Origin of the sequence: Desulfuribacillus stibiiarsenatis, assembly GCF_001742305.1 — a bacterium.
GTDB classification, from domain to species: domain Bacteria; phylum Bacillota; class Bacilli; order Desulfuribacillales; family Desulfuribacillaceae; genus Desulfuribacillus_A; species Desulfuribacillus_A stibiiarsenatis.
This window is the reverse complement of sequence record NZ_MJAT01000037.1, coordinates 45,040-69,315: the sequence shown is the minus strand read 5'-3', so window position 1 is coordinate 69,315 and position 24,276 is coordinate 45,040. Positions and strand designations below refer to the sequence as shown.

20 protein-coding genes, 4 tRNA genes and 1 other RNA gene are annotated in these 24,276 nt (G+C 37.6%); 2 read left to right on the top strand and 23 right to left on the bottom strand.

Annotation, left to right across the window (positions count from 1 at the left end):
- Nucleotides 1-13: 13 nt before the first annotated feature.
- The 4 genes from aspS to BHU72_RS15935 form a co-directional block, all read right to left on the bottom strand.
- Nucleotides 14-1,789, bottom strand: coding sequence for an aspartate--tRNA ligase (gene aspS / locus BHU72_RS12740; protein WP_069703006.1), 1,776 nt, complete (start codon nt 1,787-1,789; stop codon nt 14-16).
- A complete protein-coding gene (gene hisS, locus BHU72_RS12735; RefSeq protein WP_218076143.1) occupies nt 1,789-3,045 on the bottom strand; it encodes a histidine--tRNA ligase in 1,257 nt (418 codons plus the stop codon). Before hisS ends, aspS begins: the two co-directional genes overlap by 1 nt.
- A gap of 379 nt (nt 3,046-3,424) precedes the next feature.
- Complete coding sequence (gene hemZ, locus BHU72_RS12730) at nt 3,425-4,864, bottom strand: coproporphyrinogen dehydrogenase HemZ (protein WP_069703005.1); 1,440 nt, start codon at nt 4,862-4,864, stop codon at nt 3,425-3,427.
- A gap of 83 nt (nt 4,865-4,947) precedes the next feature.
- On the bottom strand, nt 4,948-5,112 hold the full coding sequence (locus tag BHU72_RS15935; RefSeq protein WP_176720483.1) for a hypothetical protein: 165 nt from the start codon (nt 5,110-5,112) through the stop codon (nt 4,948-4,950).
- Nucleotides 5,113-5,179: 67 nt separating this feature from the next.
- Here BHU72_RS15935 and BHU72_RS12725 point away from each other — a divergent pair, with 67 nt between their 5' ends.
- On the top strand, nt 5,180-6,802 hold the full coding sequence (locus BHU72_RS12725; RefSeq protein ID WP_069703004.1) for an N-acetylmuramoyl-L-alanine amidase family protein: 1,623 nt from the start codon (nt 5,180-5,182) through the stop codon (nt 6,800-6,802).
- Between the two features lie 110 nt (nt 6,803-6,912).
- On the opposite strand, the gene BHU72_RS12720 is transcribed toward BHU72_RS12725, so the two are convergent.
- The 17 genes from BHU72_RS12720 to scfA all read right to left on the bottom strand — a co-directional run bounded on the left by BHU72_RS12720 (nt 6,913) and on the right by scfA (nt 20,955).
- The gene (locus BHU72_RS12720) at nt 6,913-8,643 is read right to left on the bottom strand and encodes a methyl-accepting chemotaxis protein (RefSeq protein WP_069703003.1); all 1,731 of its coding nucleotides are present in this window, start codon (nt 8,641-8,643) and stop codon (nt 6,913-6,915) included.
- Between the two features lie 314 nt (nt 8,644-8,957).
- A tRNA-Ile gene (locus BHU72_RS12715) sits at nt 8,958-9,034 on the bottom strand.
- Between the two features lie 3 nt (nt 9,035-9,037).
- A tRNA-Leu gene (locus tag BHU72_RS12710) sits at nt 9,038-9,122 on the bottom strand.
- A 10-nt stretch (nt 9,123-9,132) separates the two neighbouring features.
- Nucleotides 9,133-9,208, bottom strand: a tRNA-Phe gene (locus BHU72_RS12705).
- A 15-nt stretch (nt 9,209-9,223) separates the two neighbouring features.
- Nucleotides 9,224-9,598, bottom strand: an RNA gene (rnpB, locus tag BHU72_RS12700) — RNase P RNA component class B.
- An 18-nt stretch (nt 9,599-9,616) separates the two neighbouring features.
- Nucleotides 9,617-9,709: transfer RNA gene (locus BHU72_RS12695), tRNA-Ser, on the bottom strand.
- A 63-nt stretch (nt 9,710-9,772) separates the two neighbouring features.
- Nucleotides 9,773-10,402 (bottom strand): MBL fold metallo-hydrolase, encoded by a 630-nt coding sequence (locus BHU72_RS12690; RefSeq protein ID WP_069703002.1) that lies wholly within the window; start codon nt 10,400-10,402, stop codon nt 9,773-9,775.
- A 38-nt stretch (nt 10,403-10,440) separates the two neighbouring features.
- Nucleotides 10,441-12,600 carry a RelA/SpoT family protein gene (locus tag BHU72_RS12685; RefSeq protein WP_069703001.1) on the bottom strand — a complete coding sequence of 720 codons (2,160 nt, stop codon included), beginning with the start codon at nt 12,598-12,600 and terminating at the stop codon, nt 10,441-10,443.
- A 31-nt stretch (nt 12,601-12,631) separates the two neighbouring features.
- Nucleotides 12,632-13,144, bottom strand: a complete 513-nt coding sequence (locus BHU72_RS12680; RefSeq protein WP_069703000.1) for an adenine phosphoribosyltransferase — start codon at nt 13,142-13,144, stop codon at nt 12,632-12,634.
- Between the two features lie 32 nt (nt 13,145-13,176).
- Nucleotides 13,177-15,402: a single-stranded-DNA-specific exonuclease RecJ gene (gene recJ, locus BHU72_RS12675; protein WP_083248466.1), complete on the bottom strand. Its 2,226-nt coding sequence runs from the start codon at nt 15,400-15,402 to the stop codon at nt 13,177-13,179.
- 115 nt (nt 15,403-15,517) lie between these two features.
- Nucleotides 15,518-15,850: a LapA family protein gene (locus BHU72_RS12670; RefSeq protein WP_069702998.1), complete on the bottom strand. Its 333-nt coding sequence runs from the start codon at nt 15,848-15,850 to the stop codon at nt 15,518-15,520.
- Between the two features lie 84 nt (nt 15,851-15,934).
- Nucleotides 15,935-16,837, bottom strand: coding sequence for a protein translocase subunit SecF (gene secF, locus BHU72_RS16200; protein WP_245671908.1), 903 nt, complete (start codon nt 16,835-16,837; stop codon nt 15,935-15,937).
- Entirely contained in the window at nt 16,837-18,060 is a 1,224-nt protein-coding gene (secD, locus tag BHU72_RS16195) for a protein translocase subunit SecD (RefSeq protein WP_245671907.1), read from the bottom strand. The genes secF and secD overlap by 1 nt, the downstream gene beginning before the upstream one ends.
- A 128-nt stretch (nt 18,061-18,188) precedes the next feature.
- Nucleotides 18,189-18,728, bottom strand: a complete 540-nt coding sequence (locus tag BHU72_RS16190) for a post-transcriptional regulator (protein WP_245671906.1) — start codon at nt 18,726-18,728, stop codon at nt 18,189-18,191.
- Between the two features lie 123 nt (nt 18,729-18,851).
- The gene (locus tag BHU72_RS12655) at nt 18,852-19,337 is read right to left on the bottom strand and encodes a COG2426 family protein (protein ID WP_245671905.1); all 486 of its coding nucleotides are present in this window, start codon (nt 19,335-19,337) and stop codon (nt 18,852-18,854) included.
- A gap of 33 nt (nt 19,338-19,370) precedes the next feature.
- The gene (gene scfB, locus BHU72_RS12650; protein ID WP_069702997.1) at nt 19,371-20,744 is read right to left on the bottom strand and encodes a thioether cross-link-forming SCIFF peptide maturase; all 1,374 of its coding nucleotides are present in this window, start codon (nt 20,742-20,744) and stop codon (nt 19,371-19,373) included.
- 61 nt (nt 20,745-20,805) lie between these two features.
- Nucleotides 20,806-20,955 (bottom strand): six-cysteine ranthipeptide SCIFF, encoded by a 150-nt coding sequence (gene scfA, locus BHU72_RS12645; RefSeq protein WP_069702996.1) that lies wholly within the window; start codon nt 20,953-20,955, stop codon nt 20,806-20,808.
- Between the two features lie 129 nt (nt 20,956-21,084).
- Here scfA and spoVB point away from each other — a divergent pair, with 129 nt between their 5' ends.
- Nucleotides 21,085-22,632, top strand: a complete 1,548-nt coding sequence (gene spoVB, locus BHU72_RS12640) for a stage V sporulation protein B (protein ID WP_176720482.1) — start codon at nt 21,085-21,087, stop codon at nt 22,630-22,632.
- A 16-nt stretch (nt 22,633-22,648) separates the two neighbouring features.
- Here spoVB and BHU72_RS12635 read toward each other — a convergent pair whose 3' ends face one another.
- Entirely contained in the window at nt 22,649-23,455 is an 807-nt protein-coding gene (locus tag BHU72_RS12635) for a YetF domain-containing protein (protein ID WP_069702994.1), read from the bottom strand.
- 87 nt (nt 23,456-23,542) lie between these two features.
- Nucleotides 23,543-24,226 (bottom strand): Crp/Fnr family transcriptional regulator, encoded by a 684-nt coding sequence (locus BHU72_RS12630; protein WP_069702993.1) that lies wholly within the window; start codon nt 24,224-24,226, stop codon nt 23,543-23,545.
- Between the last annotated feature and the right edge of the window lie 50 nt (nt 24,227-24,276).

The following is a 24,276-nucleotide window of genomic DNA, read 5'->3' as shown; positions in this document are numbered from 1 at the left end:
GATTAGTGATAGATTATTCAAACTGTATTGTCTTTATATGCAGTTCTTTTAACTGTTTATTACTTACTTGCGAAGGTGCATTTGTCAATTGGCATGTCGCGCTTGCAGTTTTCGGGAATGCTATGCAATCACGTAACGATTGTCGACCTGTTAATATCATGATTAAACGGTCAAGACCAAACGCCATACCGCCATGTGGAGGTGTACCATACTCAAAAGCTTCTAATAAGAATCCAAATTGTTCTTTTGCCTCTTCTTCAGTAAAACCAAGAAGCTTAAACATCTTTTCTTGGATATCCTTTTGGTAAATACGCATACTTCCTCCGCCTATTTCGAAACCGTTTAAGACCATATCATACGCCTTTGCCTTTGCTTGTGCAGGATTGGTATCCAATAATGGTACATCGGCATCCAATGGCATCGTAAACGGATGGTGAAGTGCTACATAACGCTTCGCATCGGCATCCCATTCTACTAATGGGAAGTCAGTGACCCATAAGAAATTATATTTACTTTCATCAATAAGCTTTAATTGCTTTCCTAATAGCAGACGTAGATTTCCTAATGCATCATAAACAACCTTTGGTTTATCAGCTACGAATAACAATAAGTCGCCAGGCTGACCGTTCATTGCTTTGACAATCTGATTCAATTCCTCTTCGGTAAAGAATTTGGCAATTTGGCTCTTGATGCCGTCTTCAGTAACAGCAATCCAAGCGAGACCCTTTGCCCCATATCTTGCAACGTACGCCGTTAAGTCATCAATTTCTTTACGACTAAATTCGCCACAGCCTTTCGCATTAATACCTTTTACTAATCCTTTACTCTCTGCTACTGCTTGGAAAACCTTAAAGCTGCAAGAAGCAGCGATTTCTGTAATATCCACTAATTCTAAAGCAAATCGTGTATCCGGCTTATCAGACCCGTAGCGTGACATAGCATCATCGTAAGATAACCGTTGGAAAGGAACTTCTATATCAATTCCTTTTACTTCTTTCATTACTTTCGCCATCATTTGTTCCATCATAGTTTGGAAATCTGATAACGGTAAAAATGACATCTCAATATCCACCTGTGTAAATTCCGGTTGTCTATCTGCACGTAAATCTTCGTCACGGAAACATCTTGCGATTTGGAAGTAACGTTCAAAACCAGATACCATTAATAACTGCTTAAATAATTGTGGAGATTGTGGCAAAGCAAAAAAAGAACCAGGTTGTACTCGGCTTGGTACAAGGTAATCCCTTGCTCCTTCCGGTGTGCTCTTTGTTAGCATCGGTGTCTCAACTTCCATGAATTCGTTCTCATCCAGGAAATTACGCATGATTTTCGTAACGTTATGTCTCACCTGAAAATTATTTAACATCTCAGGTCTACGCAAATCTAAATAACGATATTTTAATCGTAGCATTTCATCCACTTCCACCTGATCTTGAATGAAAAATGGTGGATTCTTCGCCATATTAATAATATCTAATTCAATAATCTGCACTTCTATAGTACCTGTCTTTAAATTCATGTTCACAGTTTCCGGATCTCTTAGAATAACAGTTCCTTTCACAGCGACAACAAATTCAGAACGTAAAGAGTCAGCTTTAGCAAAAGCTTCCTTTGAAAATTCCTCATTAAATACAATCTGCACGATACCTGAACGATCTCTTACGTCTGCAAAAATAAGTCCACCTAAATCTCTACGTTTGCTAATCCACCCATTCAGCACTACAGTTTCTCCGATTTGTTGCTCTGTTAACTTGCCACATTGATGTGTGCGATGTAATTGCACTGACATTATTGAATTCCTCCTAGAATATAATCTACAACTTTTTCAAATGGAATGCTTTGTTGCTCACTTGTCTCCATATTTCTGATAATCGCTACGCGTGTTTCTAGTTCTGTCTCCCCAACGATAATTACATGCTTTGCTTTTAATCGATCCGCTGCTTTTAACTGAGCTTTCATACTCCGACTTAAATAGTCTTTTTCAATACTGAGTCCCTTGTTACGAAGTTCAAAAACCCATTGACTACAAATCACGTCAGCATCTTGTCCCAAAGAAACAGCGTACACATCTGTATGGTTCATTGTTGGAATTTCAACTTTTTGCGCTTCCATCGCCAATAACAGTCTCTCAAGTCCGATGGCGAAACCTATGCCAGGTGTTGCTGGACCACCTAATTGCTCAACTAAGCCATTATATCTTCCGCCACCACATATGGTACTCATAGCCCCTATGCTATCTTCCATAATTTCAAAGGCTGTTTGCGTATAATAATCGAGTCCACGCACGAGCCTCGGGTTTTCATTAAATGGAATTTGTAGTGCTTGCAAATACGTTTTCACTTTTGAATAGTGATCGTTACAATCTTCACAGAGGTGATTAATTAACATAGGAGCATCCTTCGTTAATTCTTTACAAGTCTCGTTTTTGCAGTCTAAAATCCGTAGTGGATTTTTTTCAAACCTTGTATCACAATCCTTACAAAGGTCTTGTCTTATTAAAGATAAAGACTGCATCATTTTTTCTTTGTGATCTTTTCTACATTTCGGACATCCAACACTATTAATATCTAGTTTAAGATTCTTAAGTCCTAAGTCTGAGAAGAGTTGATAGGCAAACACAATGACTTCTGCATCGATACTAGGATGCTCTGTTCCCAAGACTTCCAGACCAAATTGCGTAAATTGACGGTTTCTACCTGCTTGTGGTCTTTCATAGCGGAACATCGGCCCCATATAGTACAGCTTTAATGGCTGCGGCTGTGCATATAATTTGTGCTTGATTACTGCTCGTACTGTTGATGCCGTCCCTTCTGGACGCAATGTTAGACTATCTTCATGGATTGTAAATGTATACATTTCTTTTTGTACAATATCTGTAGTGTCACCGACACCCCTCTGAAACAACTGAGTGTATTCAAAAATAGGTGTGCGTATCTCTTGAAATTGATAGCGATTACACCAATCTCTTATTTTCCCCTCTATATACTGCCATTTACTCGTTTCGGTTGGCAGAACATCATAGGTACCGCGTGGTGCATTAATCAAATTCGTAACCTCCTATGTACTTCGTTACTAGCTCGAACTGAGCCAAGCACTTGCATAATAATTTTTAATTACTTCATATAAATGAGCAAAAAATGCCAATAAAAAAAGCACTAATCCCTTAAACGCAAGGGACGAGAGCTTTATACCCGTGGTGCCACCCTAATTCTAGTGTTAACTTCATATAACACTACCTTAGTCCATGTATCGTATTGGTTACGGCTCATACAAGCAAGCTATCAAGAACTGTCTTCACATCCAATTAGTAGATAGGTGTTTCAGCCTAGCACCTACTCTCTTTCACTACTCCGTGTCTGCTACTTTTTTCTCATGCTCTCCAGATATTCAATTATCCTTTTCAAACGCTATCATACACATTTCATTAACACTTTGTCAATATTTTAGCCATTTTGGTTACCTTATTTGTCATAATTTCTTTAATATTTTTTACATAGTAATCAGGATTCACTGGATTTGCGACACGAACGATTTCTCCAGTAGTCGCGTCGATTAATTTGCTTACCGCTCCACAGCCAACACCTACTATAGAAGTAAGTTCCTCCATAATTAATATATTATAAATAGAATGCTGATTTTCGAGGGCATACCCTATATTTTCAAGGTTAGACGCAATATTTTTTTGACGATAGATATAGTACGGTATGTATGATTGTTCTTTTGCCCATCCTTGTGCATATGCTAACATTTCTTGAGCAATTGCATTTTTCTTGAATTGCTTTGAATCAGTCGTTTCTAGTAATTTAGATTTGGTTTTTAGTGCTAAGGTGTGAATTGTCAATGATTCAGGACGCAACTGATCAATTACCTTAAAAGTTGCTTTCACGTCTTCTAAAGTTTCATTCGGAAGTCCAAGAATCAAATCCATGTTAATTTGATTAATGCCGATTTTAGCCATAGAATAGACCTGCAGTACTTCTTCTACACTATGATTACGGCCAATTTCTCGAAGAGTCTTATCGTGAAAGCTCTGAGGATTGATACTGATTCGATGCACTCCATACTTTTTTATAAGCTTTAATGTATCTGCTGTAATCGTGTCAGCTCTGCCAGCTTCTATTGTAAATTCAATACATTGATCATGTAATTGACTCTGTAATTTTTGTAGTAATACCTCTAATTGATGTAAAGATAGTACCGTTGGTGTGCCTCCGCCAATATATACAGAACGGATTTTCTTGTTATGATTGCGTAACCAGTCCATAGTAAATTGTAGCTCTTCCATCATCGCATGAAAGAAGCTAGCAATCTCAGCGTCTGATTTTGCGATATATCCTGGGAAGGTACAATATGTACATCTTGAAGGACAATAGGGAATCCCTATATATAAGCATACAATATCAGACGTATTGAAATTTAGTACCTTTGCTTGTACCTCATAAATCGTTCGAAGTAATTGAATTTTGTTGTCTTTCACGAAATAGAAATCTCTTAGCTTTTCCTCAGCTAACCGTAATCCCACTTTCTCAACTAAAGCACGATATAATTTTAAAGGGCGAATTCCCGTCAATATACCCCAGGGTAATTCGTTAATACGACAATCTTCAATAGCTTTCACGAAAGTATGTGCTACTACTTGTTGAATTGTATACTCCGTACTTGGAAAAGACGTGACGACCGTTATTAAAGGATGCGTTAACCGACATGCTAATCGCTCATCGCAGTGTTCTATTTTTATAACACATGCATGATTATAAGAGTCTTCTATAAATGTTGGTTTGCATCCATATACTGCGTGGTATAAACGTTCAATTTGTAATTGTGCGATTGAGGCTTCTGCATTTAGAAAGATCTCAGAAATCATAGTCCCCCTCCTAATCGCCACTATTCTACCTTTAACATATATACTGGTCAATAACTCATGATGAAATTTATTGTTAGAAATTCCTACTTCTTACTAACAAGGCTTTCTACTAAAGCTTTTGTACAATAAATATCCGGGCCAAGATTCTGATACATATAAAGCTCAACAGTTGTACTTTCGTGACGTTCCATATTGTTAATATTTAGTATTTGGTGTCTGATTTGTTGATCTTTTTTAGAAATTCGCATAGCCTGATTCCCCCTTATGTAGTAAAATGGAAAAGTGACTGCAATTACAACCTGAGAGGATGTTTCCATGAATGCACATCGCTTAAGGTCAATTATAATGATTATTGTCCTTGTAACGTTTATTGTTTCAATATTTGGAATTGCTTATGCGAATACCAAACAAATTATTATAGAAGTCAATGCACTAAATGTAAGATCAGGTCCAGGTACACAGTTTCAAATTATCGATAGCGTAAAAAAAGGTGAGCAATTTTCGGTTTTAGAAGATAAAGATCGCTGGTATAAAATTCAATTACATAATAACCAACTCGGCTGGGTTGCTAGTTGGTTAGTTAGTGAGCAAACCATACAATCGAACCAACTTGTCAAAGTTCAGGTAGTAGAAGCTGTGTCCAACGGAATTAACGTTCGGACCGGACCTAGCTTATCGTTCCCTGTCGTAACGTCGATTAAAAAACAGGAGTTCTATCCTATTCTTGAGAATAACGGAGAATGGATTCAGATCCAGTTAAACCCACAGACAGTTGGTTGGGTAGCCTCTTGGGTAGTTGTAACATCACACCAAGAAGTAAAGCCATCCCAGGCTGCATCAGCAGATGTAAGTCGTTCAGTAGCGATCACTGCTAATATCCTGAACTTGCGTTCAGGACCGAACACTTCTTCGACGATTTTAGATAAATTGACAAAAGGACAAGTTGTGAATTTATTGAAAATTCAAGATGGATGGTATCAAGTAAAAACAAACCAACACACAGGATGGATTGCTTCTGAATATGCACAACAAACAGATACCAACTCTAATACGAGTTCTGAGCAACAAAAAGAGAATCCACCGGTAAACGATAGTACTACTGCTCCACCAGATGGGCAGACGAGTCAACCTGGTTCTCCAGAATCAAGTCCTATTAGCCAAGCTCCTCATGTTGTCATCCCGAAAACAGGGATAAACATCCGTAGTGGTCCAGGAACTAGCTACAACATTCTAATGAGCGTTAATCAGGGAGATACATTTACTATTATCAATACTCACGGGGATTGGTTCGAGATTGCGTTGGCAGATTCTAAGAAAGGTTTTGTGGCCGGATGGGTAGTCCAAGCTGTAGGTATCGATAATGTGGAAAACAACCGCTCTATAGCAGGATTGCTAAAAGGTAAAACGATCGTAATCGACCCAGGCCATGGTGGCATAGATGTAGGGGCTATTGGTTCACATTTTAAGACTTTAGAAAAGGAATTATGTTTGTCCACCTCTTTATTATTAGAAAGTAAGTTAAAGGCCGCTGGTTCGAATGTGATTATGACGAGAAACACAGATATATTTCTAAGCCTTCCTCAACGGGTTGCACTATCAACGAAACATAAGGCAGATGCATTTATAAGCGTCCATTATAATACGAACCATAGCTCTTCAGTGAACGGCACGATAGTGTATCACTATAATGCTAAAGGGAATGACGTGAAACTAGCGAAATTGGTTCAACAGGAAATTGTCCAAAAAAATGGCCTTAAGGATTTAGGCGCTAGACAAGGGAATTTCTACGTATTACGAGAAAATCCACAGCTATCAATTCTAGTGGAAGCTGCGTTTCTTAGTAATTATAATGATGAGTTAGTATCTAGAAATCGCACGTTTCAGGATAAAGTAGCGGAAGGAATTTTTCAAGGTGTCCTGAAATACTTTAATGAGTAATGTGAGATATGAGATATGACAAAGGACAGAGTATGATGACCGTAAATAAGATGTTAGAAAAAGGCTATAAATTGTATCTACGGATACAATTTATAGCCTTTTCTTTAACCTTACACTTTAAAACGTGAAATTAAGCCTTTTAAATCCTCGGACATATCTAGAAGCATTTGTGCAGAGCTAGAAATTTCTTCCATCGCTGCAAGTTGTTCTTCCGATACAGCGGCAATATTTTGTATGCTCGCTCCCGAATTTTGTGCTATCGTAGTAAGCTCTGCAGTTGAAGCACTAACCTCTTCAGAACCAGCCGACATCTGCTCAGCTACAGAGGCAAGATCTTGAATCTCTGTCGTTATACTTTGGACAGATTGCATAATGGTGCTAAATAGCTTTTCTACATTCGCTATCGCTTCAATTCCATGATTGACTGTTGTTTCACTATTCTTAATTGATGATACTGCTTGATTCGTGTTTACTTGAATCGTACCAACTAAGCTGTAGATTTCTTTTGTCGAATTAGAAGTCTGATCCGCCAGCTTGCGAATTTCATCGGCAACTACAGCAAACCCTCTTCCAGCTTCTCCAGCACGGGCAGCTTCTATTGCAGCATTCAGTGCTAATAGATTCGTTTGCCCCGAGATATCTTCAATAATCTTAATAAAATCACTGATTTTCTCTGAATCTTTGTGTAATGTCGAGATAATTGAAGCAGTCGATTGCGAATCTTTTTGAATGTCACCTATTTTTTCAATGGCTTGTAAAACAGACGACTTTCCATGATTGGATTGAGCAAGCATACCCTTAGCAGCATCTGCAATGTTTGATGACGTCTCTGCTACTCGACCTACACCAATCGCCATTTCCTCCATTGCCTTAGAGGTTTCTTGTGAACTCACCACTTGATTTTCAGTCCCATCAGCAACTGATTGGATAGCAATCGACATATTATTAGTAGCTTGTGTAGTTTCTTCTGCGCTTGCCGAAAGTTCATTGGATGCATTGGCCACTTGTTCTGAGCTTTGCTGAACCTTAAGAAGCACTTCTGTTAAGTTAGTCTTAATAAGCAAGAACACTTGCCCTAATTTACCGATTTCATCTTTACGATTTAATAGCTTTGATGGTATCTCAGCCGTGAAATCTCCTTGAGACATTAAAGTACCAAGTGACTTAACTGTTTCTAGCGGCTGAATTAACGCTTTATTCGAATAAAAGAATGTCAGAAGACTACTAAATATTGTGATTGCGATGACAAATAACAAACTAGTGTTTCTTCGAGCGGCAGCCGTTTCATTGACATCAGTCGTATATACACCTGTACCAATAACCCATTGCCAAGGTTCAAACGTTGAAACATACGATAACTTTGGTTCTACCCTATCTTTGTCGCTATAATATTGCCAATAATACGGAACGTATCCAGCGCCTTGGGTTTTCGCTACTTTCGCAAATTCCACAAATAACAATAATCCTTCTTTATCTTTAATACCCGACACATCCGTTCCTTCTAAGTCAGGTCTAAATGGATGCATGATGATATACGGTTGGAAATCATTAATCCAGAAATAATCCTGTTGCCCTACACCATAACGTACTGCACGAATCGCTTCGATTGCCTTTGCTTGAGCTTCTTCCTTTGTTAACTCACCAGCAGTCTGCATTTCATAATAATGGTTCAGTAATGAAACTCCAATTTCTACCATATTCTTAGTTTGTAATTGCTTTTCTTGAAACATGTCTTCTTTGCTTTTAGGAATCGTGTACAGTGCACTAAAAAGAATAAACAAAATAATTGGAATAAATACCATGATTCCTAACTTCCCTCGAATACTACTAAACAAGTTCATCTTCTTCACTCTCCACTTCTTTCTATATATATTCCCTTTTATTACGATGTAGTAATAATTATCAATGTAGACTCATGATTAAAAATACCTATATAACTATCTATATTAGATAGTTTTAGTATACTTTTGCACAGTACAATATACAATAGTTATTATTATGAAATTATATACATTGTTGGATGTTTTTTTACTGATTTACTATACTTTATATAATACTTTATTTGTAGGAGCATAAGTAAATTAATGTCTAAATGGTAGTATTCTACGTATGAAAAGCAAAAAGCCTACACCTAAGTGTAGACTTTTATTGTTTTTGGTGGGACTAAGTGGACTTGAACCACCGACCTCACGCTTATCAGGCGTGCGCTCTAACCAGCTGAGCTATAGACCCAAATGGTGCGGATGGCGGGATTTGAACCCGCACACTCGTAGAGCACTACCCCCTCAAGATAGCGTGTCTGCCATTCCACCACATCCGCATATGTAATTTGGTGGCTTGGGACGGAATCGAACCGCCGACACGTAGATTTTCAGTCTACTGCTCTACCGACTGAGCTACCAAGCCATCGTATACAAGTATTGCTGTAAGCCACGTTCTGTACTTCTTAAAAAGAAGTAGTAGCCATCTATCTATTAGATAAATCATACGTCGCGGTAGACTTTATCTAATCCATCCATCAGTTGAATTCCCTCTGGATAGCTCCCTTACCATAATTTAGGTTTCTCGCAAGTGGGGTTTACCTCGTTCCACTCCTTCTGTCGCCAGAAGGACTTCGTCACTGTGGCACTTTCAGGCTATTTTGAACTCAGTGAGTTCATTTCACCGCCGTCAGCATATCATGCTGCCCTGGCTTATGATTTCGCCAGGCACCCAAACTCTAAGCGTCTCAGCCTAGACGAGCGTGGACTTTCCTCAATATCTATCTCGCAATAGATACTGCGACTACTTACAATACTTGTATGAAAAATATCATGGCGGAGTGTGAGAGATTCGAACTCTCGATACGATTGTAGTCGTATACTCGCTTAGCAGGCGAGCGCCTTCGACCTACTCGGCCAACACTCCAACACTATAATATAAATGCGACAAAAATAATTGTATCATAAATAAAATATTAAATCAATGGTTTTATCTTAAAAACGGATTGTTTATTTTTTCCCAACCTATCGTTGTATCTTCATTATGACCTGGATATACAACAGTATCGTCAGGTAAAACTAATAATTGCTTACGGATTCCATCAATCAGTTGATCCATAGAGCCACCTGGAAAATCAGTTCTTCCTACCGAGCCAGCAAACAGAGTATCTCCAGAAAATAAGTAATTTCCCAAGTGATAACATACTCCTCCTGACGTATGGCCTGGAGTATGGTAAACAACAATATTCATATTCGCGATTGGAAGCATTTCTCGATCTTCTAGTACACGCTCCGCAGCATTAAATTCATACCCACTACCCATGAAGGTAGAGAGGTTCTCTTTTGCATTTATGAGTTTTATCTGATCATCTTTGTGAATACACACTGGCGCATTGATTACCTTACGCAATTCATCAATTCCCAAAATATGATCAAAATGTCCATGTGTTAATAGGATATATTGGATTTGCAGCTGTTCACTCTCGATGATTTCCAATATGTCATGAATATCAAGACTACCAGGGTCTACGATAAATCCATTCTTTGATTGCTCGTCATATATAACATAACAATTTGCTTCCACGGGCCCCATCGGCAGTGTTCGAATATTCCAAACCATATAGTCACCTCATATTCTTTTCTTTTCATATTTTCATTTTATTGCATTACCCTACGTACTGTGTAAATATCACGTACCCTTTTGATACGCTCTACAATCGTACGTAAATGTTCTACGTTACGTATAGAGATTGTGAGTAATATAATGGCTCGCTTATTTCTGTCCCCTTTACCTGAGGCTGCGTTAATGTCTGTTTTTGTTTCTGATACGGCCTGCATAACCTCATTTAAAAGTAGTGGACGATCTAGCCCAGTAATTTCTAGTTCAACTGTATAGGAGGTCTCTACATCACTTTCCCATTCTACAGGAATTAAACGTTGGGCGTTTTCTTCATTCTGTACATTTGGACAGTCTAAGCGATGGACAGAGACACCTCGCCCTTTTGTTATATATCCAACAATATCATCACCTGGAACAGGGCTACAGCATTTAGAAAAACGAACAAGTAAATTATCTACTCCCTTTACCCTTACACCTAAAGGCTGTTTCTTTTTGTGCTTTAAGACAGGTTTCGCTTCTAAAAGAGCCGTTAGATGATTATCTCTAGCTTGGTCATGACGTTGCTTTTCTGTTAATCGCATTGCAATTTGGTGCGCACTAATGCCATTGTAACCAATTGCCGCATATAAATCGCTTTCATGAGAGAAATTAAACTTCTTGATCATTTCCTGCAATTGCTGATGTCCGAGAAAATCTCCAGGTTCAAAGTTTAACTTGCGCAGCTCTTTTTCGAGCATTTCTCGACCTTTTTGAATATTCTCATCACGTTTTTGCTTCTTAAACCAGTTTCTAATTTTCGCTTTTGCTTGACTGGATTGAGCGATTTTCAACCAATCTCGGCTTGGTCCAAAACTTTGCTTCGATGTTAAGATTTCAATAATGTCACCAGTTTTCAAACGGTAGTCTAATGTGACAATTCGACCATTTATTTTTGCCCCTACCGTTGAATTCCCAACGTCCGTATGAACCCTATAAGCAAAGTCGATTGGCACAGATCCAGCTGGTAATTCGAAAACATCGCCTTTCGGTGTAAATACGAATACGTCTTCTGCGTATAAATCATATTTGATGTTTTCAACAAATTCATTGGCATCTCCTACATCATGTTGCCAATCGAGAATCTCTTTAAACCAGCCAAGCTTTTGTTCATAGTTATTATTATGAATTTTCTTATTCTCTTTGTACGCCCAGTGCGCAGCAATTCCGAGCTCCGCTGTTTGATGCATGTCTAAAGTTCTAATTTGAATCTCAAACGGCTTACCTTGAGGACCTATGACAGTTGTATGCAACGACTGATACATATTAACCTTTGGCATCGCAATGTAATCCTTAAAACGACCTGGCATCGGTTTCCATATGGTATGCACAACACCTAAGACTGCATAGCAATCTTTAATGTTCTCCACAATAACACGAACTGCTAATAGGTCATATATCTCATCAAATCGCTTATTCTGCGATACCATTTTCCGATGAATACTATAGATGTGTTTCGGTCTTCCAGAGATATCTGCTGATATTTCCATTTGGTCTAATCGTGTTCTTAATTCCAGATTAATCTGATCGATAAATTGTTCACGGTCTCTACGCTTCTGTGTCATTAAATTGACTATACGATAATATTGTGACGGTTCAATGTATCGGAACGCAATATCTTCCAATTCCCATTTAACAGTAGATATCCCTAGACGATGAGCAAGAGGAGCGAAAATCTCTAATGTCTCTTGTGCAATTCTCTTTTGCTTTTCTGGAGGAAGTGGTTTTAATGTACGTATATTATTTAAGCGGTCTGCTAATTTAATTAATAACACGCGAATATCTTTAGCCATTGCCATAAACATTTTGCGCAAGTTTTCGGCTTGCTGCTCTTCTTTTGTCTGATATTTGATCTTCGAGAGTTTCGTGACACCATCGACTAACATGGCCACATCTTTGCCAAACTTTTTTTCGATTTCTTCGGTTGTGACTGGTGTGTCTTCTACAACGTCATGCAAAAGAGCCGCCATAATTGTTACTGCATCGAGCTTTAATTCTGCAGTAATGATCGCGACTGATAATGGGTGGATAATATAATCCTCGCCAGAAATACGTTTCTGACCTTCATGAGCTCTAGCCGCTTCTTCATATGCGGACGTTATGCGCTCAATATCCTGTTGAGGGTAATCTTTAATTTTTACTAGTAATGCTTGTATGTTCATTTTGGTACGCACCCATCTAAAGGATTTTCAACTAGTATTTGATTAAACTTTGGACATCATATCCTTTTAATTTATCCGCACCATTTAGAAATGTCAATTCAATTAAGAAGCAAATACCGACGACTTCACCACCAAGCTTTTCAATTAGTTGAATCGCTGATTGTACAGTCCCTCCAGTTGCTAATAAATCGTCGCAGATGACTACTTTTTGCCCTGGCATAATCGAGTCTTTATGGATTTCTAGGGCATCTGTCCCGTATTCTAACTCATACTCTACTCTTTCCACTTCAGCTGGTAGCTTCCCTGGCTTTCTTACTGGTACAAAACCTGCACCTAATTCGTACGCTAATGGTGTTCCAAAAATAAACCCTCTTGATTCTGGTCCGACAACGATATCTGGCTGTTTATTTTCACAGAATTTCACCATTTGTTTTATTGTATACTGTAACGCATCACTATTTTTCAACAATGGGGTAATGTCCTTAAAAAGGATACCTTCCTTTGGGTAGTTTGGAATCAGTCGAATACATTCTTTTAGATCCATATGAGCGCCTCCTATTGTGCGAGCTTAATTTTCTAGTGGTAGATATGTTTAAGATATATTTGATAATTCAATAGTAAATCTGAGTAAAATTTCGATTCTTCTAAGTTCCGTTTTTCAGGACTTTCTATAATTTCTATTTGTTCATGATTGATTGAGATAAATGATAGTTCTTGAAACACATGCAATATAGTTCTACAGCTTCTCTCAGAGATCCCAACCTCCTCAAGCTGCTGACGAAGTGTTTCATACAGTATTGTTCCTTTATTTTGTTTAATAACCTTGTAGACAATAGCAAATTGCTCCCGCTCCGGAACCTCGTAATACTGTGCTAGTAATTCATTTGTTTTCCCACTAGAATTACTTATAACAAGATATACTGTATCATATATAAGCGGATGAGCATACGTATGTTCATTATATATCTTGGAACAAGTGTTAGCTAGCTGTTCTAACTCAATATCTTCTATCGAAATAACTTCTACACGGAAATCATACTTCTCCAAAAAACCTTTCAATTGATCAATATGTTCTTTATCACGTAAAAACTGTATCGGAGAAACAGAACAATCGTGAAGTACGAGCTGTGTATTGCGATTGCCATTCCACTCATTGATGGTAAGTTCCCCGATTAACTCGAAACGGATTTGCATCGACAAACAATGATTGATAAAATCGTCCACTCGATTTCTCCAGTGGAATCCAATAGCGTCTAACTTCTCTCGTTGATTACCCACTGTAATTTTTACATGTTGTTTATCTTTTCCTAGCCACTGAATTTGCTGCAGAATTGCTCCGCTTATCATACATTTCGGTTGCGAATGACCAATGCCAAATGGCGCTAAGTTTTCAATAGAAGGTATCTCGTCCTGCCGTTTGGCAACTTCCGGGATATTTAATAGAATATCAATTGACGATGTTTGTATATAATCTTCCCGTTTTAAACGCTGATTCGCAAGCTCATTACAAGCATCTTGCAAATGAGCAATTTGGGTCTTTTGAATCGAAAAACCAGCTGCCATAGCGTGCCCACCATATTTTAAAAGGAGATGCTGACATTCCTGTAATACCTCAAACATATGGTAGTTCTCTATACTACGAGCCGAGCCTTTCCCAATTTCGTCCTCTAACGCAATCAGTAATACTGGTCGATAATATCTTTCTAGCAATCGAGATGCCACAATCCCTATGACTCCATGGTTCCATCTTTCATCTGCTAATACAATAACTTGATTGTTATTTAAATAATCTCCTTGAAGCAGTACTTCTTCTGCCTGTTGATACGTTTGCTCCACTAGTTCTTGTCTTCTAACATTAATCTCATCTAGCGTCTTCGCAAGTGTCTGAGCTTCCAGTGGATCCGTAGTAGTTAATAGTTTAACTGCAATTTCTGCTGTATCCAATCTACCGCCTGCGTTAATCCTTGGGCCTAATTGAAATCCCAGATGACCTGTGGATATCGGTTTATCCTTTAGTCCGGCTATTTCGATTAAAGCGCTTATTCCTATACACGGATCACTATTTATCTTCTCTAGTCCCTTGGATACGATGATTCGATTCTCACCCAAAAGTGGTACTAAATCGGCCACAGTGCCTAAGGCAGCAATATCAAGGTATTCGTATGGTAGCCTGAACAACAAAGCTGAAGCTAGTTTTACAGCTACACCGACCCCTGCTAGGTACTGTTCAGGATACTCACACAGGGCATATTTATGATTCAAGATTGCATATGCATTCGGTATTTCTATTCCTGGTTCATGATGATCCGTTATAATGACGTCGATACCATAATCATTTGCTAACTCTACTTCTTTTATAGCGGATATTCCTGTATCAACCGTTATGATTAAACGTACGCCTCGATTATGAGCTTGTTCAATCGCCTCTGCATGCAGTCCGTACCCTTCTGAAAATCGATTCGGTATATAGAATTCTACTAACGCTTTCATAGAGCGCAGGGTCAGCAATAGTATACTCGTTGCCGTCACCCCATCAGCGTCATAATCGCCATATATTAAAACTCTTTCTTCATTTTCAATCGCCGTTACAATCCGTGAAACAGCCTTTTTCATCCCTTTCATAGTAAAAGGTGAAAAAAGCTGCGACTCATCTCGTGATAAAAATTTTTGCAGTTTTTCTATCGAAAATCCTCTGTTCTTCATTATATATTCAACGAAACTCCCAGATTGGAAATAAGCATCTGGAAGTATCCAACGTTTCTTACTCCTTAACATTAAACCACTACCTTTCAACCTTTCCATTATAAGTGTAATCACTAAATTAATAAAGAGCCTCAGGGCTCTTATTAAGGTTCTTGCTGATTCGATTCATGTTGATACGTTCATGTTGATTCGGTTATTGTTGATTCTCTTCTTGCTAATTCTTTTCATCTATTATTACATTATCATCAAAAGAGAAATGCGTTATGTCTTGCTGCTCTTTTTCTTGTTTATAATCTGCTAGTTCTGACTCTAAAAACATAATTCTTTCTTTTAACTCTTTAATTTTACGATAGTTGGACATTTGAGTCATGATATTAAAGGAAGCAATCATCAATGAGCCTGCCAGTGCTGAACCTATAATAATTAAAATTAAAGGAACTGTCGTGTCCCCGAAAAGATAATTAATTGTGACCGTATCCATATTGACAACCGCAAACGCAGCTATCACTAACGCAAAAGCCAAAAACAAAATAATATTCCATTGCATACCGTACGCGCCCCTTTGTAATCATATAGAGATATTATAATGATATTACAATATTTTGAAAAGAAAAAAACCGCAGAATCGCGGTTAATTTGCTTGATTTTCTTTAATTTTATGAAAGTCTCTAATCTTCCAAGAAAGCCAAATCTGAGTTGCTAAAAAGATCGATGAATAAGCACCAGCGACTAATCCAATTGTCAAAGCAATTGAGAAGTAACGCAAGCTTTCTCCACCAAAAATTACAAGTGCAATGGCACCAAACAATACAGTTACTACCGTATTAATGGAACGAGTCATGGTTTGCATTAAACTATCGTTTGCTACTTGAGCTAAATCGCTAGGTTGTTTGATTTTTGCATACTTTAGATTTTCTCTTATACGGTCAAAGACTACAATCGTATCATTGATTGAATAACCGATGATTGTTAAGACTGCAGCAATAAATGGAAGATTCACTTCCAATTGGAATAAAGAAAAGATTGTGATAACCACAAAGGCATCATGTAATAACGCTATAATTCCTGCAATCGCAAAACGATATTCAAATCGGAATGCCACATAAATTATAATAAAGATGGATGCAATTAGTACAGAATAGATTGCTTTTTGCGCTAATTCCTTACCAACTTGAGGCGATACACTACTCTCTTCAATTCCTTGGAAATTTGGGAACTGTTGCTGAAATGCCGCTTTTATTTGTGGTAACAATTCGTTATCTAAAGTCGTGTCAAATCGCGCGATAGCAATGTCATTATCGTCTCCAGCTGATCGAATCACACTTGGTGTAAGGCCTAACTCCGTATAAATTTCCTGAACTTCTTGACCGTCGAATGGTTCTCCAAGATGAGCAGTAATACGCGAACCGCTTACAAAATCCACCCCTAGGTTTAAGCCTTGGACAAGCAAAGAGCCGACACCAATCAGAACAATGACAAGAGAAATAATAAAATATAACTTACGATGAGAAACGAGGTCATAATTCCACTTCATTATTTCAATTCGCCTCCCTTCGCGCCAAATAACTCTGTCTTTTTAAAGAAATTGCTTTGAGCAAGTAACACTAATAGCCAACGAGATAACAATACGGCTGTAAGTAAGCTTACAACAATACTTACAATCAGTGTTAAAGCGAAACCTTTAATCGGCCCCGTTCCGAATATAAATAATATAGCAGCTGCTAAAATAGTAGTAATATTCGCATCTAAGATTGTAGAAAGTGACTTCTTCGAACCTGTTAACACAGATGACAATATTGTCTTACCATTCCGTATCTCTTCCTTAACACGTTCATAGGTAATGATGTTCGCGTCTACTGCCATACCAATACCAAGGATAATCGCTGCTATCCCAGGTAATGTTAAAGTGAATTCCATAATCACAAACAGATTGATAATTAGATAAATATAAGCCACTAAAGAAATAACAGCTACAACACCTGGCACTCTATAGTACAGCATCATGTAGAGCACAATTATAATTGCACCTATCATTACTGCATAAACACCCTTCTCTAATGCAATCTGCCCTAGCGTAGCACCGACGCTAGTCGAATTAATTTCTTGTAATTCTAAAGGCAGTGCTCCCGAGTTTAACAATAATGCTAAACGATTTGCCTCTGCAATCGACTCCATGCCAGTGATTACTGCATCTCCATTAATAATTACGTCGTTTACTACAGGTGCACTAATGACATCACCATCTAACATAATAGCAATGACTTTGCCTTTATTTACCCTTGTAACTTCTGCGAACAAACTTGGTTCTTTAAAAGAGATGGATACTGTTGGACGATTAATTTCATCTGGTACGTATTTCGCATTACTACGTAAATCATGACCAGTCATCACAACTTGTCCATCTTCCGTAACAAATTCTAATTTCGCAGTAGTACCAATAATTGCTCTTGCTTCATCTTGATTCTCAATCCCTGCCAATTGCACACGAATTCTATGATTCGCTTCAATATCTATACTTGGCTCTGCAACACCTAGGCGATTAATACGCTCATCAATGGCTGCTACAGTGTTTTGTAAATTTTCATTCGTTAACTCTGTATCTGTCGTTGCTACTGCTTGATAAAGAATTTCAAATCCACCCTGCAAATCTAGACCTAGTGTAATCTCCTTGGCTTTTTCTACACCGTTGAACAATGTAATACCAAAAATCAATACTGTTACTAGGACAAAGAGTATGAGCTTGTTCCATTTCACCATGTTGCTATGTCCTCCTCTAAGGATTTCTATAATCAATCAAATGATACCTTCTTCAGGTAAAAAGCAATAAAACTATTATACTGATAATAAAAATAAAAAGTCAAACAAAAACAAAAAAGCCCTAAGGGCTATAAAAGTCCACGTTGGTTCTGGATGATTAACCAGTTCATGAATTTTGATGTCTTCAAAGATAGGATGTCGTTTACGATTTGGTGTAATTCCGGATATTCCTTCTTATACTGATGAGAAACACATGACCATATCTGTTCTGGTGTTGTCTGAATCCCCAATAAAAGAAATTCCTCCGACTTCATTTTACACATATCTTCCAAAGCCTTCTTAATTCTGTCTCTTTCCTCTGGACTCAGAACATCCTCTTCTATTTCCACTGTTTCTTCCATAGCAACTTCTTCTTTTATTTCTTCGTCTGCAACTTCATCTTTTGTTTCTTCTGTTACTTCTCCGTCTGCAATTTCATCTTTTGTTTCTTCTATTACTTCTTCGTCCTCAACTTCTTCTTTATTTTCTTCTACTATTTCTTCGTCAGCAATTTTATCTATGATTTTAATATCTACTTCTGTTTCTTTTAGAGGTGTTTCTTCTGTTTGTTCTAATTGTTGGCGCAAAGTAGTGTCCATTTCAAACTCGTTTACATCATGCTTCTGCATCGTAATCCTCCCAGTTAACAGGATATATTTCTTCGTTATGTCTCATCGTTATCTGTCATATCTCCATTGTACCTTATCGTATAGCTACTTCCCCTATAATTCCACAACAGAAAAAATAGTCCTTCAACCTAGAAGCATATTACTCAAAAACGCTACGATAAACCCTGCAAGTACTACACCAAGACTTATGGCAGAGAAAGATAAACGTACGGGAATACGGAAAAGTATTGCTGCAAAACAGGCGGTCCAAGCCCCTGTTGTCGGTAATGGTACTGCTGTAAAAAGTACTAATCCCAACGCTCCCCATTGCTGAACCTTATCACTTTTTCTCATCGTACGATTGTATAACCAATCATAGAATTTCTGGTAGATTCGATATCGCATAAGATAATTCGATAATGGCTGAAAGAAATAAAGGATAGGGAGAATTGGCAGTAAATTCCCAAGAATACTTAAATACCATGCCTGAAAAATCGGCAAGCCAAGTTCTACCCCCACTGGAATAGCCCCTCGCAACTCAATAATTGGTAATGCCGCGATGATAACTACTATCAATTCGTTAGGTAATGATGATAACATATCAACGATTAGTAAAATGTAATCTTTCAATTTATCACCTTACTTTCTATATTCTAATGTAGATTACTCTTCAGCTAATTCTAGTGCTTTAATATATAAAGCTGTTTCTAAGCGGTCTTTCGTAATCGCACAAGTTGTTTCATAAGGTTCTAATAAATCTTGATTAAACGCATAGGCATTTGCATGGCAACCACCAGCACACATATAGCGTGCCCAGCATTCTCTACACTTTACTTTCGTGTATACATTGTTGTTCTTAAATTGCTCAATTAACTGATGTTGCGTAATGCCTTCGGTTACGTTTCCAAGTAAAAACTCTTGTCTACCAACAAATTGATGGCAAGGATATATATCTCCCTCAGGGGTAACTGCCACATAATGATGACCTGCACCACAACCTGAAAGTCTCTTAGCGACACATGGTCCATTTTCTAAATCTACATCGAAGTGAAAGAAAGAGAACTCTCGATTTGTTCCTTTAGAAGCAATATATTCATCCGCAAGCTTTCGATATTCGTTGCGAATTGTATCGACATGTTCTTCCGTTAATGCATAGCTCAAGTTCTCAGGTGCAACAACTGGCTCAACAGATATATATTCAAAGCCTAAATCCCTCATGTGTAATACATCTGCCGCAAAATCTAAGTTCTCGCTGGTATAGGTACCTCGTAGATAGTAATTATCGTGATTTCTGCCTTTTACAGTCTCTTTCAAATTTGGGACAATGACATCGTAACAGCTTTCTCCATCCAATGTATGTCTCATTTTATCGTTTATTTCCTTGCGACCATCAAGACTCAGAACTAAACTAATTCCTTGCTCATTTAAATAATCACGTATCTCTTCGTTCAACAGGAGTCCATTCGTCGTTAATGTAAGTTTGAAAATCTTATGATGTTGTTTCTCTTGCTGTTTAGCGTAATCGACAAGCTCTTTTACTACCTCCATATTCATCAGAGGTTCTCCACCAAAAAAGTCGATTTCGATATGTTGACGCCCTTTCGAGTGCTCAATTAAAAAATCGATGGCTGCTTTCCCTGTTTCCACATCAATCATTGTTCGATTGCCGCCAAAATGTCCACTAGCAGCAAAGCAATATTTACAGCGCAAATTACAGTCATGTGCAATATGCAGACACATAGCTTTAATAATCGTGTCATTCCCGAATAGCGAGTGGCTTGGCACGACTTCTTTAGTAAAAATAACTTTGTCACTTTTCAATGTTAGTATATCTTGATAGGTATCCGATATTTCTTCAGAAGACTCTGTAAAACCTTCTGTTTTCATCGTTTGTATAATTGAATCTATATCATGCCCGCATCGGAACAACTCTAATACTCGATAGCTTAATGCGTCAAACTCTAATAATGTATTGCTTGCTATATCAAAAACCAGGAATTTATCTTTCACACGAAATTGATGTATTGAATTATCCATAAACCCTCCAAATTGATTCCTCTGAATTACGAAAAAAGAGACCCAGCCATTGGGTCCTTTATTATTTCTGTTCTTTTTGTAGGCACACTTGATTTCCAATAGTTACTGATGTCTTACATGCGGATTGGCATGAAGTCTGGCATTCGCCACAAGCACCTGTATGAATTGAATCTTGTAATGTATTCCTACTTAATATCTTGATGTGTTTCATAAATTCCCCTCCTATTGGCTATGTAACATAAACAGTATAGCACACACGATTCCGTCCGTAAACAATCTAGCATAGAAGATTAAGTTATCGAATAAAATGTACAAACTGTCGAAGAGGATGAGGTTTCTTATGAAACAAACCTTTATAAAAGGTACATTAATATTGATTGCTGCTAGCTTAATTTCTAGAGTATTGGGCTTTGTGTATAGAATCTTTTTATCAAGGATTATAGGTGCGGAAGGTATGGGCTTGTTTCAGATGGCCTTCCCCATCCTTATACTGATTATTACAATTGTAACTGCTGGCTTACCTGTTGCAATCTCCAAGTTAGTTGCAGAAGCTGTTGTGGAGAATACACGTCGTAGAGTGCGCAGAATCCTATATTTATCTTTCTTAATCGTCACAGTCCTTAGTGCAATATTTACAGTGCTATTAATATATTATGCACCTATGATTTCTACTACGTTCCTACAAGATGAACGATCCTATTATGCATTAGTTGCTATGTCTCCGATTATTACAATTGCCGCATTATCCGCTATATTGCGTGGTTACTTCCAGGGCTTACAAAATATGAATCCAACGGCAGTATCGCAAATTTTCGAACAGATTCTAAGAATATCTGCCGTAATCTACTTTGCTAATTTATGGCTTCCAAAAGGTGTAGAGTATGCCACTGCAGGAGCAATGGTTGGAATGGTTTGTGGCGAGTTGATGGGGTTAATTATATTATTCGCGTATTATCTTCGCTTTCGAAATCGTCCCTTTGACACTCCTATCGTACAAAAAGTAAAGAAACAATCGCGCCGTCAAGTATTATACAGCATCGCCCAAACTGCTATACCCATCACGTTTAGCCGCGCAATCGGCTCATTGACGTATGCACTCGAGCCGATAGTAATTGCTAAAAGTCTTGCCATTGCTGGCGTTGCAACCTATGCAGCTACGGCGTATTATGGACAATTAGCGGGGATGGTGATTCCACTATTATTATTTCCTACGGTGTTCACTTACTCATTGTCAGTCACACTAATTCCTTCTATTTCTGAGGCCAATGCATTAGAACAAAGCAAGTCTATCACTACTCGTGTACGACAATCCATCCACTTCAGTTTAATTATCAGTGTATATTTTTCCGTAATATTATTCACACAAGCAGAACTATTAGGGAAAGTTCTATATAATCAGCCTGAAATAAAAACGGCATTACAGATATTAGCACCACTGGGGATCTTCTTATATTTACAATCACCGTTAGCAGGAATTCTTCAAGGACTAGGAAAAGCAAACGAAACGATGTATAACAGTTTATTTGGAGCTATCATTAAACTTGCCGCTGTATATTTTCTTGCAACGCAACCATCTTTAGGTATTATAGGAGCCGTTATTGCCATCGGGATTAGTTTCGTTTCTGTAACATTATTACATTTACGTAGTACGTTAAAATATATTAAGGTTCAGTATCCTATTTCTGATATTTTAAAATTCTGTTTTATTACTGTCGTATTAATTCTTTCAACTGTTATCGGAAATCACTTATTCAGTAACAGCAAGGATTGGTTACATGTATCTCTTGTAAGCTTCTGCTCACTCGTCGTTTATATCCTATTTTTATTAGGAATGAAATTATTATCCACGGAAGACCTTATACGCTTTAAAATCATTAACCGCAAATAATAATATCCTTAGAATTTTAAGTATCATATTCGCGGGCATCTATGTAAATTTTACCATCTTCATCAATGCTCATGTAATAAATATCCTTAAATTCTTTAAAACCTGCTTCTTGAATCATATTCTTTAACCAAAACCGTGTCTGTTGTATTTTCTCTAAATTATCGTCCTGCACCCTAGTGTCAGATATTAAAGTCAAAGGCAAACCTAGAAAACGAATGTCTGTCTGAAGAGAGGTTTGGAATTTTTGGTCTTGCACATAATCACCAATCTCTATTGCTTGTATATATTTATCCTCTTGGGCTTCTTTAGCATCTTCTTGCTTCTTGGAATTATTGTTTTTACCATTACTGTTGTCACTTTGTTTTGAATTCGATTCTTTGGTAAAAACCGTAAGTTTTCCTGATGTTTCTAATATTGCAAATTCAACATCTCCAACATTTTTCACTTTTTGCTCATGTAATTGCAAGAGTAAATCATTAATATCATATCGTTGTTTCTGCATTTCCTTATCGTTGATCTTACCATTCTCTATAATCATGACAGGCTTACCTTCAATCATATTTCTGAAACTAATCTGTTTGAGACTTACATAGGAAATTACAATTTGTAAAGCCATTACAAGAATAATCGGACTTAGCATTTGTAATAAAGGTTTACTCACGTCTTCGATTGCTACTGCAGCTAGTTCAGCAATCATGATAAAGACCACTAAGTCAAAAATTGACAACTTAGCAAGTTCTCTTTTCCCCATAACCCTCATAACAACTAATATGAAGAAATAGATAAACAAAGTTCTCGATAAACTTGTTATAAGCTCCTCCATAAAAAAACCTCCACTGCTTAGCTATAGGTATTTTGACCGTATGGTCTGCCCTATATGCAGTGAAGGCTTATCCAATTTTATACTATGCTACACACTTCCAAGCGCTAGTTCTTTTAATGCATCCACGTCTTTCACATAAATCTTATGGCGATCGACATGCAGAATTTCCTTTTGAACTAAATCCGATAGAATTCTACTGATTGTTTCCCGTGAAGTACCCACATAATCTGCTAACTCTTGTTGTGTTAGCTTCGCTTTAATAAAAAGTCCGTATTCATGGCGAACTCCATGGTCCCTTGAAAGCTTAAATATACGACTAGCTAATCTACTATACGTGTCTTTAAATGACAAATTAATGATCTGTCTATATGCTTGTTTTAATTTCAAGTTCATAACCTGTAATAACATTTTTGAGAACCGATTATCTTCTATCATCAGCTTTTTCACTGTCTCTAAGCGGATCAGGAATATCACCGATTTTTCGATTGTTTTCGCGGAAGCGGGATTCATTCCATCTTCAAAAATCGCTTGTTCACCAAACATCTCATTTTCACGGATAATATGCAGGATTTTCTCTCTGCCAGTGGAACTTACTTTCGTGATTTTAATCCTTCCACTCACAACTAAAAATACATACTGAGATGGTTCACCTTCTACATAAATCATCTCGTCTGCACGATAGTCTTTTATAATTATATTATTCATAATTTCCTCTAATGTAATATCTGAAAGCTCATTCATTACAGGAATTTGGCGCAATTGTTGAAACATATTACCTTATCTCCACCTTTACTCAGGTATACAGATAGTGTAACAAAACT